Raw genomic sequence first — 13,583 nt, 5'->3', positions numbered from 1 at the left:
TTCCCCCGGTTTCCACGGGTAGCAGCACGCTCGCGCCGGATGAGGAACGCACCGCGAGTGGCGACGCCGTCCGGCACGCCGGCCCGTGGAATCCCAGAACACACATGAGCACGACGACACACGACACCGCGGTTCGCGACCTACTCGACAGAGCCCGAGAGGGGAACGAGGACGTACTGGATGCCGACGAACGCGACCGGCTGGTCGCCGAGATCGAGCGCGCGCTCTACGACGGGGCCGACGCCGACGAGGTGGCCGAGGCGACTGTCGACGCGCTCACCGCGCGGATCGAACGCGACCCCGCCTACGACGCGATGGCGGCCCGCGTCGCCCGCGAGGACTACGTCCGTCGGGTGACCGGCGAGCGCCCGCCCGACGACGAGGGCGAGCTCGCGGCGGCGTACCGCGACTCCTTCCGCGAGGCGATCGACCGCGGCCTCGGGGCGGAACTCCTCGACGAACGGATGGGCGAGTACGACCTCGATCGGCTGGCGGAGGCGCTGGAACCGGCGCGCGACGAGCTGTTCGAGTACACCGCGCTCGACACGCTCGAGCAGCGCTACTACCTCCGGGAGCCGGATTCGGAGCCGTTCGAGCTCCCGCAGGTCTTCTGGATGCGGGTGGCGATGGGGGTCGCGCTCCGGGAGGACGAGTCGGAGCGGGCCGCGCGCGCCGAGGAGTTCTACGAGGTCCTCTCGACGCTGCGGTTCGTCCACTCGACGCCGACGCTGTTCCACGCCGGGACGACCCACCCGCAGCTCTCCTCGTGTTACCTCACCACCGTCCCCGACGACCTCGAGGGGATATTCGAGGCGTACAAGGAGCATGCGAAGCTCTCGAAGTGGTCCGGCGGGCTCGGCAACGACTGGACCCCGCTCCGGGCCGACGGCGCGTTAGTCTCCTCGACCGGCGTCGAGTCGACCGGGACGGTCCCCTTCCTCAAGATCTCCAACGACGTGACCGGCGCGATCAACCGCTCCGGGAAGCGTCGGGGGGCCGCGGCCGCCTACCTCGAGGCGTGGCATCTGGACTTCCCGTCGTTCATCGACCTCCGCCGGAACACCGGCGACGAGCGCCGCCGCACCCACGACATGAACACCGCGGCGTGGGTTCCCGACCTGTTCATGAAGCGGGTCGAGGCCGACGCGGAGTGGACGCTGTTCTCGCCCGACGAGGTGCCGGAGCTCCACGGGACCTACGGCGAGGAGTTCGAGGAGCTGTACGAGAAGTACGAGGAGGCCGCGAAGAACGGCGAGTTACGCCAGTACGAGACCGTCGACGCGAGCGAGCTCTGGCGCGAGACGCTCACCCGGCTCTTCGAGACGGGCCACCCGTGGATCACGTTCAAGGACCCGTGTAACGTCCGGTCGCCGCAGGATCACGTCGGCGTCGTCAACTCCTCGAACCTCTGTACGGAGATCACGCTCAACACGAGCGAGGAGGAGACCGCCGTCTGTAACCTCGGCTCGGTCAACCTCGCGCGCCACATGACGTTCCGCGGCGACGCCGAGGCCCATCCCGCCCCCGACGACGTCGCGGTCGCGGCGCGGGGCGACGGGGCGGACGGGGACGCGGGCGGAGGGGTCGCCGTCGGCGTCGACGGCGAGGCGGCCGAACTCGACGCCGAGCTGTTCGCCGACACCTCCGAGACCGCGATGCGGATGCTCGACAACGTCGTCGACCTCAACTTCTACCCGACGGAGAAGGCAGAGCGCTCCAACACGCGCCACCGACCCATCGGACTCGGGATGATGGGTTTCCACGAGGCGCTCCAGCTCGCGCGCGTCCCGATGAACTCCGAGCGCGCGCTCGAGTTCGCCGGACGAGCGGGCGAGCTGCTGGGCTACCACGCGATCGACAACTCCGCGAAGCTGGCGGCCGAGCGCGGCGCGTACGACTCCTTCGAGGGCTCGAAGTGGGACCGGGATCTCCTCCCGCAGGACACCCTCGACCTCCTCGCCGAGGAGCGCGGCCGGGAGGTCCCCGTCGCCCGCGAGGAGACCCTCGAGTGGGACACGGTCCGCGAGCGGATCGCCGAACACGGCATGCGCAACTCCAACACCACCGCGGTCGCACCCACGGCGACCATCTCGACCATCGCGGGCACCTCCCCGTCGATCGAGCCGCTGTACTCGAACCTCTACGTCAAATCCAACATGTCCGGCGACTTCACCGTCGTCAACGAGCGGCTCGTCGCCGATCTCAAAGCCGAGGGGCAGTGGGGATCGGAGGCGCTCGACCGCCTGAAGTACCACGACGGCGCGGTCGGCGACCTCGACTTACCCGGCGAGCTCTCCGACCTCTACCGCGGCGCGTTCGAGATCGACCCGCGCCACCAGCTCCGGCTCACCGCGCGCCGCGGCGCGTGGATCGACCAGAGCCAGTCGCACAACGTCTTCTTCCCGTCGACGGACGGCTCGCTGCTCGACGACGTGTATCGGACCGCCTGGGATCTGGGGCTGAAGACGACCTACTACCTGCGCACGCTCGGCGCGTCGAGCATCGAGCAGTCGACGCTGGACATGGCCGAGTACGACGACACGCAGTCGCGCGGCGGCGGGTTCGACGGCGGAGATGAGGCGGACGACGAGCCCGGCGGCGACGCGGAGGCCGCCGCCGACGACGAGAGCGACGAGAGCGGCGGGAACCGCGTCGACGGGCTCCCGACCGTCGAGGACCCGACCTGCGACGCCTGTCAGTGAGTCGGAGGAGCGAACGGCAGCCGACACCGTACCGCACGTCTCACACGTCCCACACGAACCACACGAACCACACATCCCACACGAACCACACCCCACACGACACACACCATGCCGCTCATCAACACCGACAGCCAGCACGACCCGAACAAGATCCTCCCGATCGACTACGACTGGGCCCGCGAGTACTACCGCGACGGCGTCAACAACAACTGGGTGCCCGAGGAGATCCCGATGGCGGACGACGTCCACCAGTGGGAGGGCGACGAGTTGACGGACGCCGAGCGCCGGCTCGTCGAGTGGAACCTCGGCTTCTTCTCGACGGCCGAGTCGCTGACCGCGAACAACCTCGTCCTCGCCGTCTACGACTACGTCACCGCTCCGGAGTGTCGCCAGTACCTGCTCCGGCAGGCGTACGAGGAGGCGGTCCACACGGACACGTTCATTTACTGCTGTGACTCGCTCGGGTTCGAGCCCGAGTACCTCTACGGGATGTACGACCGCATCCCCGCCATCGAGGCGAAAGACGAGTTCGTCGTCGACCTGACCCGCGCGATCGATCGCCCCGACTTCACGATCGAGACCGACGAGGACGTCCGCGAGTTCCTCCGCGACCTCGTCGGCTTCTACGTGATCATGGAGGGGATCTTCTTCTACGCCGGCTTCGCGATGATGCTCGCGTTGAAGCGCCGCGGGAAGATGGTCGGCGTCGGGGAACAGTTCGAGTACATCATGCGCGACGAGTCGCTCCACCTCAACTTCGGGGTCGAGCTGATCAACACGGTCCGCGAGGAGAACCCCGGCGTCTGGACCGACGAGTTCGAGGCGGAGATCGACGGGTTGGTCCGCGAGGCGGTCGAACTCGAGTCGGCCTACGCCGCGGAGGCGTGCCCGCCGGACCTGATGGGGATGTCCGCGGAGGGGTTCATCGAGTACGTCGAGTACATCGCGGACCGCCGACTCACCCAGTTGGGAATGAAGGAGGCGTACGGGACCGAGAACCCGTTCCCGTGGATGTCCGAGGCGGTCGATTTGAACCGCGAGGCAAACTTCTTCGAGCGACAGGTGACCGAGTACCAGTCCGGCGGCTCGCTCGACTGGTAGGACGCCGAGGGTACGCCGGGAGCCGGACGTCCCGTCTCAGCGCCCCGGACTCTCGGACTCCGACTCCAGTTCGATGTCGCGGTCGGCCTCGCGCGTTTCCTCCGCCTGCCGGGCGAGGTCGACGTCGCGGGCCGTGTCCGCGTCGCGCGTCTCGTCGGTCCGGAGGTCGCTGTCGGCCACCGTATCGAGCTGTTCGAGCGCGCTCTCGATGTCGTCGAGGCCGAGCAGCTGTTCGGTCTCCTCGTCGAACTCCTTGCCTTCGAGGCCGTCCATCTGTTGGACATCGGAGCCGGAGAGTGCCTTGCCGTAGCGGCCGACGAGGCTCGTGAGTTCCTGAGGCAACACGAACGTGGTCGAGTCGCCCTTCCCGATCGCCGCCAGGGTGTCCATGCCGCGCTCGATGATGGCGCGTTCGCCCATCGACTCCGCGGACCGCGCTCGCAACACCGTCGAGATGGCGTCTCCCTGCGCCTCGAGGATCTGGCTCTGTTTCTCCCCTTGCGCGCGGATGATGTTCGACTGCTTGTCACCCTCCGCCTGCTCGACCGCCGAGCGCCGTTCCCCCTGCGCCTCGAGGATCATCGCGCGACGCCGGCGCTCCGCACCGGTCTGCTGTTCCATGGCGCGTTTGACCTCCTCGGAGGGGCTCACTTCGCGGACCTCGACGCCCTCGACGCGGATCCCCCACTCGTCGGTCGGCTCGTCCAGCTCCTCGTTGATCCGGTCGTTGATCTGCTCGCGCCGCGAGAGCGTGTCGTCGAGCTCCATGTCGCCGAGGACGGCCCGGAGCGTGGTCTGTGCCAGATTCGAGGTCGCCTTCTTGTAGTCGTCGACCTCGAGGAACGCCTTCTTCGCGTCCATCACTTTGATGTAGACGACCGCGTCCGCGGTCACCGGCGAGTTGTCCCGCGTGATCGCCTCCTGACGGGGCACGTCCAGCGTCTGCGTCCGCATGTCGAACGCGTACGTCCGCGAGACGAACGGCGGGATGAGGTGGACGCCGGGATCGAGCAGCGTCCGGTACTCGCCGAACACCGTCAGCGCCTCCTTGTCGTAGGCGTCGACGATCTCGACCGCGCTGGCGAGCGTGACGAGCGCGAGGAGGATCGCCAGCACGCCGACCCCGAGGGTGAGGCTCTGGCTCAGCACCGCCAGTCCGACGACCAGCGCGAACGCCAGCGCCGTGTACTGCCAGACGGAGTCGGGGATCTGCCCCGTCAGGTCGCCGAGGTCTGGAGGGTCGCTCTGCGGACCTTGTGTTCCCATACACGAGGTTACGGTTCGACGACGTTAACAGTTCGCACGAAACCGACGACGGGAGCGCGAGTCGGCGCGCCGGCTCACGGGAGCGCGTTCCGGAGGTCCTCGCGGAGGTCGCGAACGTCCTCGAGGCCCACCGACACTCGGACCAGCGTCTCCGGGACCTCCGCCGACTCCTCGCTTCGAGCGAACTCCTCGGGGAGCATCAGCGACGGGACCTCGACGAGGCTCTCGACCCCGCCGAGACTCGCTCCCGGCGTGAACACCTCGAGGCCCTCCGCGAACGCCTCGAGTTCGACTGGCGTGCCGTCGAACTCGAAGGACAACATCCCGCCGTACCCCGACATCTGCTCGCGCGCCAGATCGTGTTGCGGGTGGCTCTCGAGACCGGGATACCGGACGCGATCGACTCGATCGTGGTCCTCGAGGAACCGAGCGACCGCCGTCGCGTTCCGCTCGTGTCGTTCCATCCGCGCGGGCAGCGTCTTGACGCCGCGCGCGACGAGGAAGCAGTCGAACGGCGAGAGCCCGTTGCCGAGTCCCACCCGCTGTGCGAACGCCGACCGCTCGAACGCCTCCTCGTCGTCGGTGACGACGGCCCCGCCGATCGAGTCGGAGTGCCCGTTGAGGTACTTCGTGGTGCTGTGAACGACGACGTCGGCACCGAGTTCGAGCGGGGCCTGACAGTACGGGCTCGCGAAGGTCCCGTCCACGGCGAAGGCAACGTCGTACTCGTCGGCGACGTCGGCTATCGATCGAATATCATAGAGCCTGATCAGGGGGTTCGACGGCGTCTCCGCCCAGATCAGATCGGTGTCTGCGTCGACCGCGTCGGCGACGCGGTCGGGGTCGCGGGCGTCGACGAAGTCGACGTCGACGCCGAGCCGCCCGACCAGGTGTTCCGTGAGCAGTTTTTCCGTTCCGCTGTAGATCGAGTCCGAGGAGACGACGTGGCCGCCCGGGGGAACGAGAGACAGCATCGTCGTCGACGTGGCGGCCATTCCGGAGGCGAACGCCAGCCCGTGTTCGCCGCCCTCGAGGCGAGCTAACCGCGCTTCGAGGGCCGCCCGCGTCGGATTGCTCTCGCGCGAGTAGTCATGTTCGTTGGCGTCCTCCCCGGTGGCCCACTCGAACGTGGTCGAGAGGTGGACCGGCGGGACGACGTCGTTCGCTCCGCCTCCGGAACGGCGCGGTTCGGTTTCGGCCGCGCCGACCGCGACGGTCGCGAATCGGTTCCTGTCGGATCGGTCGTCGTCGTTTCGTGTCATCGAGTGATCACCACGGGACCCGCTCGAACCCGATCGAGGGGACGCTCACGGAGACGTTCTCCGCCGTGTCGGATAGGCGTGGAGTTTCCGGCGAGGGTGGCCAGAACCCCGATCCGATTCGAAGGTATCCGACTCGGACGCGATCGCGGGTCGGCGGTCGCCGATCTCCGTCCGCGCCGTGGGGAAGCGTCTTGGTCTGTGGGCGAGTGGGTACGCTGGATGTATCTGGTGACGTTCCGCCTCGCTCCGGGCGAGTACGACGCGGATTTCCACGAGTTGAACGACGCGATACAGGCGGCCGCCGAGGACACGGAGGGGTATCTGGGCAAACGGACCTGGCACGCGCCGGACGGCGAGGAGGTGCTCGTCGTCTACTACTGGGAGTCGCTGGACGCGCTCGAGTCGTTCGGGGCGGATTCGGACCACGAACGCGCGAAACGGCGGTGGACGGAGTGGTACGACGCGTACGAGGTCACCGTCACGGAGGTCGTCGAGGCGTACGGGAGCGGGTTCGGTGAAGATGCGAACCCGTTCGTGTGAGACTCGAACGAGAGAGATCCGTTGAATTCTGTTCTTCGGATGCGTTCTCTACTGAGATCCCCGTTCGGATCTGCGTGCTTGTAGGACGGGTGTTTCGTAAGTGATCGAGGTGAGAAGAAGGGAACAGTTGCTGGGGCGGTGAACTCGACTGGGAAGAATACCGCCAAAGCCCCAGTCGCGAGGACTCGTGCGACTCGCTGTGCTCCTCAGTCGCACACTCCGTTCGCTCCTTTCGGTGCTTGCTTCGTCGGACTTCGCCTTCGCGACTGCCCCTTTGAATCCCCCCCGAACCGCACCTCACGCCTCCCCAGCCTCGCGGCTCGCGGTTTCACCGCTCGCCGCGTCCCTCGCGGACTCCTCGTGGCCGCGTCCACGCGGCCACTCGGAGGCGCGCCACCGTACCGCGGATCGCTTGTTCCTTCGTCTGTACTGGGCGAACTGGATCGGGATCGATCCCCTCTCACGGAGTTCAGCGAAGCCGTCCAGTTGGTTCGATCCGGTCACTCGATCGGATCGAACCGGAGCACGTCGCCGACGCTCACGCCGCGCTCCTCGGTCCATCGGTAGGTGACCTCGAGGACGTACTTCCCGCGGCCGCCGTACGTCTGCTCCGTCCCGTCCTCCCCCGGCCCCGGAGCCGGCGCGTGGTGGATCTCCGTGATGACGCCCTCGGCGTCCGCGAACGCGATGTCGATCCCGAAGTCCATCTCGCGCATCCAGTACGTCCGCTCTTGGATCGAGCCGTGGACGAACAGCATGCTGCGGTCCTCCGGAAGCGATTCGGTGTCGCTCAGACCGATTTCTCGGAGGTCGTCCGTGTCCGCGACCGCCGCGGTCACCGATCCGAGTGCGTCGCCGTCGGGGGTCTCGACGACTACCTCGCGGGTCTCGTATTCGGGATGGATCGGGTCGCCCTCCGCGTCCGCAGAGTCGCCGCCGCTCTCGTTGCCGTCGCTGTCGCCGTCGGCGTCGGCGTCGTTCTCGTCCCCGTCGACCGCCCCGTCCTCGCTTCCGGTCGCGTTCTCTCCCTCGATTTCGGCGTCGTCGTTTTCGGCGTCGACTTCGCCCGCGTCGACGCCCGTCGGCTCCGTTGATCTCCCGCGGTTCAGACACCCGGCGAGAGAGCATCCCCCGATCCCGGCGATCGTGCGGAGGTATCGACGGCGGGACCGAGAGTCGAATCCGGGGCGCTCCATCGTTGTACACGTTCCGCGCTCCGGCGGCATAAACCGGTCGTCGGGGCGGGCGATCCGATCCCGTTCCGACCACCGCGTCGCTCAGTCGACGCCCAGTCGATTCAGTCGAGTTCCTCGGCGTAGGCGTAGCTGTCCGGGCCCGCAGTCGGGTGGTCGCCGTCGAGTTCGATCCGCCAGCCGTCGATGGCGGTCGGGTCCTCGAGCGCGGCCGCGAGCGTGGCGCGCACGTCGTCGACGTCGACCCCGTAGTAGTCAAGCGGGACGCCGCGGAGGTACTGGAGCGCGGTCTCGAAGAGACTCCGCATTCCCGCGTCGCTCTCGAAGTCGACGCGTTTGTACGCGCCCGCCGCGACCTGGACCATCCCGTGGAGGAAGGCGCTCTCCGTCGTCCCGCGGCCGTAGTTGTACCACTCGTCTTCGAAGCAGTCGTGTGACTCGTGGTACGCGCCGTCGTTGTACAGCCGGACGCCGTGGACCACCGCGCGCCGGAGCGTCCCGTGTTCCCACCCGTTCGACGCGGGTCGGTCGCGCCGCCACCCCGCCGGCTCGCCGGAGAGCGGGGGAGCGACGCCCGGATGTCGGGTGTGGTCGTCCATGCCCTCCCGTCGAGCCGCCACCGACCTAACCGTTTCGCGGATATCGCCGTACACTTACCGTTCGCCTCCGTGCTCGGTCCATGGACGACGAAGGGATCCCGGATCACGACGGGGTCTCGGCGGACACGCGGGTCCCAGACGACACTCGGGCGCGAGGCCACGAGCGATCCCGGTACGCGGCCGCGGTCGTCGACGCCATCCGCGACGGGGCGTACGTGCTCGACGCCGACCGGGTTCGCGTGTTCGTCAACGACCGGCTCCGGGAGGTGACGGGCTTCGACGACGACCTCCTCCTCGCGAAACACCCCGAGCGGCTCGTCGAGACGGGTTACTGGAACGAAGGCGAGGGCGACCGATACCGCGAGGCGGTCGAGCGCGTCCTCGCCGGCGACTCCCGGGAGGAGCGGATCCAGCTGACGACGACGCTCGGCGACGGGTCGTCGGTGACCACGGAGACGCGGCTCACGCCGCTGACCCCCGACGAACTCGATCGGGTCGAGAGCGAAGAGCAAAGCCGCGACGGCACGCCGGACGACCCCCGGATCGTCGGGGTCGTCGGAGTCATCCGCGACGTCACGGAACGCGTCGAGCGCGAGCGTGAACTGGAGCGACTCAACGAGCGGCTCGAACGGCTCTCCGGGTTCCTCTCACACGACCTGCGGAACCCGCTCTCAGTCGCGCAGGGGTACGTCGATCTGGCCCGCGAGACCGGCGACCTCGAGCGGTTGGACTCCGCGGAGGACGCGCTCGACCGGATCGAGGCCCTGATCGACGACGCGCTGGTGTTGGCGCGCGACCCGTCGGCGATAGACGTCGACGAGACCGCGGTCGATCTGGGCGACCTCGCGCGCGACTGCCGGGAGTCCGGTGACTTCGGCGATCCGCCGACCGACGCGGCCCTCGTCGTGGAGGACGAGGGACCGGTGTGCGGGGATCCGACCCTCCTCCGGCGGGCGCTCGGGAACCTGCTCTCGAACGCCTTCGAGCACGGCGGGAAGGATCCGACGGTTCGGGTCGGCGTCGACGACCGCGGCGTGTACGTCGCCGACGACGGGCCGGGGATTTCGGAGGAGGAGCGGGACGCGGTGACCGAGTTCGGCGTCTCGAAGGACGGCGGGACCGGGATCGGACTCGCGATCGTCGAGCGCGTCGCGGCCGCACACGGCTGGACGCTGGAGATCGGCGAGTCGCGGGCGGGCGGGTTCGAGGCGCGGCTGGTCGGCGCGGAACCGACGACATAAAGGGCAGCGGTGTCGAACCCCCGACCGCGTGCGAGGGTAGCCAAGCCCGGAAACGGCGGCGGACTCAAGATCCGCTCCTGTAGAGGTCCGTGGGTTCAAATCCCTCCCCTCGCATGAGCGTGCTCACAGCGCGCGAGTGCAGGAGAGATTTGAATCAGGGAGCGCCTTCGGCGCGACCGTGGTTCAAATCCCTCCCCTCGCACTGGCAACAGTGCGGAAGACGCTCTCGGAGCGCTCTTCCCTCGCAAAAACTCCACTTCACTGAATTCACTAGCGACAGGTGATCGAGAGCGGTTCTGGATCGTTGCTACCGTGGAGAACACCTCCAAAGCCCCGGCCGCGACGACTCCCGCGCTTTGCTGCGCTCCTCGCTCACTACGTTCGCTGCGGTGCTTTCGGCAGCGTGCTTCGTCCTTCCGAGAGACTTCGTCTCTCGACTTCCCGCTCGCTCACGCTCGCGGGAATCGCGACAGCGAGGCGCTCCGCGCCTCTGGCAGCCGGCGGCGAAGCCGCCGGCGACTGCCCCTTTGAGTCCTACCCGACCGAACCGCATCCGCACCTCACGCCTCCCCAGCCTCGCTGCTCGCGCTTTCCAAGCGCTCGCAGCGTCTCTCGCGGGCTCTCGTCGGCGGCGTTGCCGCCGGCTGTCAGAGGGACCTCCGGTCCCTCGCTACTCGTGCCCCTCCGGGGCACTCGGAGGCGCAGGGCGAGAGCGGAGCTCTCGCTTGAAGCCGGCGGCGGAGCCGCCGGCGACGCCACCGCACCGCAATCGATCCCCTACTCCACTCGAACGGTCCGGCTCGCGCGCACGGGCATCAGCGGCAGGTCGGGGAAGACGGCCTCGACGACGAACTCGAGTTCGTCGGCGTCCGGGGGGCCGAACACGCCGACCGGGGTCGTCGTCTCCCCGTCGAGGTACGTCGCGGTCTCGGTCATCTCGACGTCGTTGACGGTGACGCGGATCCCGACGCGCGCGCCCCCGCCGGCGGTCGAGACCGCGACCTCGCACAGCTCGTTCTCGCCGACGGCGACGGTCTCCGGGAACGCGCCCCAGTCGACCTCGATCCGCGGGCACTCACGTGCGGCCTCGACGATCCGCTCGGCGACGGAGTCGCTCATTCCGGCGCTCTCCAGCGCACCGGAACCCGCCTCGACGACTTCGGCCGGTGAAGTCAGCCCGGCGTTCGCGAGCCGCTCGGCGCGCCCGGAGCCGACGCCGTCGATCGCGGTGAGCGCGACCGCCTCGCGGGAGACGCCGTGTTCGACGCGGGCTTCGACCCGGCACGCGAGGTTGGCCGCCCGCGGGCCCGAGAAGCGGTCGAGGAACTCCGAGAGCGCGGCGAGCAGCCGGAGGGCGTTCTGGCGGATCACCCACGCGTCCGAGCGGAGGTCCGAGGGAGTCGAGTCGGCCATCCCCGCGAGCAGGATGGCGAACACCTTCCGGTGGCCGTCCTCGAGGTCGGTGTCGCGGCCGTCGAGGATCCGGTCGACCGCGTCCGCCTCCGCGGAACGCGCCGAGACCGAGTCGAACTCGCCGGCGGCGGCGACCGTCTCGAGCACCGAATCGACGGTGAGCCGGTCGTGCTCGGCGAGGTCGCGGAACTGTCGGGCGGTCTCCAGACGCATGTAGTACTTCGAGGCGAGCCGGCCGAGCGTCGTCGGCTCGATCGTCAGGTCGTCGTCGGCCGCGACGAACCCATCCGCGACGAGCGAGTCGAGAGTGTCGCGCACGCGGTCGCGGAGGGTGCCGAAGTCGTACGCCTCCGGCTCCGACTGCGCGCGCACGTAGTAGAACGTCGTCTCCAACCACTCCATCACGTCCTCGAGCCCGCGGATCGTCCCCATCGCGACCTCGGCGTTGAGGTGCGACTCTAGCTCCGCCGCGAGCCGCGATTCGATCTCCTTGCCCTCCCGGAGGAGCTTCCGGTACTTGTCGGCGTCCGCGCGGTCACACACCACCCAGCCGTACCCCACGTCGTCGTAGCCGGGCCGACCCGCCCGCCCGAGCATCTGGAGCACGTCGAGCGGCGAGATGTCGGTCTCGCCCTCCAGCGGGTCGTGGTACTTCGTGTCGCGGATGACGACGCAGCGCGCGGGGAGGTTCACGCCCCACGCCAGCGTGGACGTCGAGAAGAGCAGCTTGATCTTTCCCTCCTTGAACCACTCCTCGACGCGGTCGCGGTCGCCTTTGGAGAGCCCGGCGTGGTGGAATCCGACTCCGTCGAGGACGGACTGCCGGAGCGTGTCGTTCGAGAGCTCCTTCGCCGCGTTGTGGAAGTCGTAGTCGCCCCGCGAGTCGATCGGGACGTCACGCTCCGTGATCTCGTCGCGCGCCTTCTTCGCGGCCTGGACCGTGTCCTGTCGCGAGGAGACGAACACGAGCGCCTGTCCGTCCTCGCGGACGTGCGGCTCGGCCAGGTCGATCGCGCGGTAGAGCCGGCGGTACTTGTCCGCGAACGCGTTCGAGCCGTGGCTGTACGTCTTAACGCCGGTCTCCAAGTCGACCGGGCGGTACTCGTCGCCGAAGGAGTAGGTCGTCTCCGGCGGCGCGTCGAGCCACTCGGCCACGTCCTCGACGTTCGGCATCGTCGCCGAGAGCGCGACGACGCGGGGGTCCTGGAGCCGACGGAGCCGCGAGACGGTGACCTCGAGCACCGCGCCGCGCTTTTCGGAATCCAGGAGGTGGACCTCGTCGATCACGACGCAGTCGACGTCGGTGATGAACGAGTAGCGCGCGGAATCATGTTTGCGGGTCGCGCTGTCCGCCTTCTCCGGCGTCGTCACGAGCACGTCGGCGCGCTCGGCCCGCCGGGGGTTGAGGTCGCGTTCGCCGGAGACGACGTACACCGAGTAGCCCAGTTCCTCGAACCGCTCCCACTCGCTCTCCTTCTCGTTCGTGAGCGCGCGGAGCGGCGCGATGAACAGCGCCGTCCCTCCCTCCGAGAGAGTCTTACAGATCGCGAGCTCGGCGAGCGCCGTCTTCCCCGAGGCCGTCGGCGCGGACGCGACGACGTTGTGGTCAGTCTCGACGATCCCGGGGAGCGCCTCGCGTTGCATCCGGTTGAACTCCTCGAACCCGAAGGCGTCGGCGAACTCCGGCACCGCGTCCGCGACCTTCATTCGGTACCACGCCCGTGGGGAGTCCCTCCGAGACCGAGGCTGGTTCGCATCACTTCCAGACGGGGGCCTCGAGGGCAAAGGCGTTTCTCATGCGACCGGGCCGCTTCCGAGAGGCCGATCCGGACCCCCCGAAGGCCGGTCCGGACCCCGGCCGTTTAGGTGGTCGCGGGTCGACGGAGAGGTATGATTCCCAGCTCACCGGTCACCGTCGTCGCCGCAACCGCGGTCGTTCTGCTCGTCCTCATTGGGATCGTCAGGCGCGTACGCGGCCCATCAAACGAGGCACGCGAGTCCAAGCGAGCACACGAGGCCGCACAGGAGCGTGAACCCCCCGTCGAGATCGGCGAGACGTACGAGTTCGGCGTGACGGAGCTCACCGACCACCACTCCGGGAATGAGGTCGCCGTCGGCAAGGTCGAAGGGTTCGTCGTGTTCACCGAGGACATACCGAACGGCATCGGGAAGGGCGACGTGATCCGCGCGAAGGTGCTCTCGTTCAACGAGGGCCGGACCTCCGCGGACGCGACGTTCGTGACGGAGGCGTGAGGACGACGATGAC

Annotated in this window: 10 protein-coding genes and 1 tRNA gene; 6 read left to right on the top strand and 5 right to left on the bottom strand. The window is 68.5% G+C overall.

Features of this window, described 5'->3' with window-relative positions; translation table 11 throughout:
• The first annotated feature begins 104 nt into the window (after positions 1-104).
• Positions 105-2,702 (top strand): ribonucleoside-diphosphate reductase subunit alpha, encoded by a 2,598-nt coding sequence (locus tag FN829_RS06915; RefSeq protein ID WP_142986256.1) that lies wholly within the window; start codon positions 105-107, stop codon positions 2,700-2,702.
• Between the two features lie 108 nt (positions 2,703-2,810).
• Positions 2,811-3,803, top strand: a complete 993-nt coding sequence (locus FN829_RS06910; protein WP_142986255.1) for a ribonucleotide-diphosphate reductase subunit beta — start codon at positions 2,811-2,813, stop codon at positions 3,801-3,803.
• Positions 3,804-3,839: 36 nt separating this feature from the next.
• Here FN829_RS06910 and FN829_RS06905 read toward each other — a convergent pair whose 3' ends face one another.
• On the bottom strand, positions 3,840-5,069 hold the full coding sequence (locus FN829_RS06905; protein ID WP_142986254.1) for an SPFH domain-containing protein: 1,230 nt from the start codon (positions 5,067-5,069) through the stop codon (positions 3,840-3,842).
• 74 nt (positions 5,070-5,143) lie between these two features.
• Entirely contained in the window at positions 5,144-6,331 is a 1,188-nt protein-coding gene (locus FN829_RS06900) for a trans-sulfuration enzyme family protein (RefSeq protein WP_142986253.1), read from the bottom strand.
• A gap of 219 nt (positions 6,332-6,550) precedes the next feature.
• Here FN829_RS06900 and FN829_RS06895 point away from each other — a divergent pair, with 219 nt between their 5' ends.
• Complete coding sequence (locus tag FN829_RS06895; protein WP_142986252.1) at positions 6,551-6,871, top strand: antibiotic biosynthesis monooxygenase family protein; 321 nt, start codon at positions 6,551-6,553, stop codon at positions 6,869-6,871.
• Between the two features lie 500 nt (positions 6,872-7,371).
• Here FN829_RS06895 and FN829_RS06890 read toward each other — a convergent pair whose 3' ends face one another.
• Together FN829_RS06890 and FN829_RS06885 are read right to left on the bottom strand one after the other, a co-directional pair.
• Positions 7,372-8,067, bottom strand: coding sequence for a DUF192 domain-containing protein (locus FN829_RS06890; protein WP_142986251.1), 696 nt, complete (start codon positions 8,065-8,067; stop codon positions 7,372-7,374).
• 101 nt (positions 8,068-8,168) lie between these two features.
• Complete coding sequence (locus tag FN829_RS06885) at positions 8,169-8,663, bottom strand: DUF309 domain-containing protein (protein ID WP_142986250.1); 495 nt, start codon at positions 8,661-8,663, stop codon at positions 8,169-8,171.
• 80 nt (positions 8,664-8,743) lie between these two features.
• Here FN829_RS06885 and FN829_RS06880 point away from each other — a divergent pair, with 80 nt between their 5' ends.
• On the top strand, positions 8,744-9,904 hold the full coding sequence (locus FN829_RS06880; protein WP_142986249.1) for a PAS domain-containing sensor histidine kinase: 1,161 nt from the start codon (positions 8,744-8,746) through the stop codon (positions 9,902-9,904).
• A gap of 30 nt (positions 9,905-9,934) precedes the next feature.
• Positions 9,935-10,018, top strand: a tRNA-Leu gene (locus FN829_RS06875).
• A 663-nt stretch (positions 10,019-10,681) separates the two neighbouring features.
• Here the strand turns inward: FN829_RS06875 and FN829_RS06870 are convergent.
• The gene (locus FN829_RS06870) at positions 10,682-13,024 is read right to left on the bottom strand and encodes a DEAD/DEAH box helicase (protein WP_142986248.1); all 2,343 of its coding nucleotides are present in this window, start codon (positions 13,022-13,024) and stop codon (positions 10,682-10,684) included.
• Positions 13,025-13,207: 183 nt separating this feature from the next.
• On the opposite strand from FN829_RS06870, the gene FN829_RS06865 reads away from it, so the two are divergent.
• Positions 13,208-13,570: a TRAM domain-containing protein gene (locus tag FN829_RS06865; protein ID WP_142986247.1), complete on the top strand. Its 363-nt coding sequence runs from the start codon at positions 13,208-13,210 to the stop codon at positions 13,568-13,570.
• Positions 13,571-13,583: the final 13 nt, after the last annotated feature.

Origin of the sequence: Halorubrum cibi (assembly GCF_900182635.1) — an archaeon.
GTDB lineage: Archaea > Halobacteriota > Halobacteria > Halobacteriales > Haloferacaceae > Halorubrum > Halorubrum cibi.
The sequence above is the reverse complement of the archived record's forward strand: the minus strand, read 5'-3'. Positions and strand labels throughout refer to the sequence as shown.

Excerpts from the sequence above, each read along its gene's own strand:
- FN829_RS06915 (WP_142986256.1), top strand. The coding sequence starts at position 105 with ATGAGCACGACGACACACGACACCGCGGTTCGCGACCTACTCGACAGA.
- FN829_RS06910 (WP_142986255.1), top strand. The coding sequence starts at position 2,811 with ATGCCGCTCATCAACACCGACAGCCAGCACGACCCGAACAAGATCCTC.
- FN829_RS06905 (WP_142986254.1), bottom strand. The coding sequence starts at position 5,069 with ATGGGAACACAAGGTCCGCAGAGCGACCCTCCAGACCTCGGCGACCTG.
- FN829_RS06900 (WP_142986253.1), bottom strand. The coding sequence starts at position 6,331 with ATGACACGAAACGACGACGACCGATCCGACAGGAACCGATTCGCGACC.
- FN829_RS06895 (WP_142986252.1), top strand. The coding sequence starts at position 6,551 with ATGTATCTGGTGACGTTCCGCCTCGCTCCGGGCGAGTACGACGCGGAT.
- FN829_RS06890 (WP_142986251.1), bottom strand. The coding sequence starts at position 8,067 with ATGGAGCGCCCCGGATTCGACTCTCGGTCCCGCCGTCGATACCTCCGC.
- FN829_RS06885 (WP_142986250.1), bottom strand. The coding sequence starts at position 8,663 with ATGGACGACCACACCCGACATCCGGGCGTCGCTCCCCCGCTCTCCGGC.
- FN829_RS06880 (WP_142986249.1), top strand. The coding sequence starts at position 8,744 with ATGGACGACGAAGGGATCCCGGATCACGACGGGGTCTCGGCGGACACG.
- FN829_RS06870 (WP_142986248.1), bottom strand. The coding sequence starts at position 13,024 with ATGAAGGTCGCGGACGCGGTGCCGGAGTTCGCCGACGCCTTCGGGTTC.
- FN829_RS06865 (WP_142986247.1), top strand. The coding sequence starts at position 13,208 with ATGATTCCCAGCTCACCGGTCACCGTCGTCGCCGCAACCGCGGTCGTT.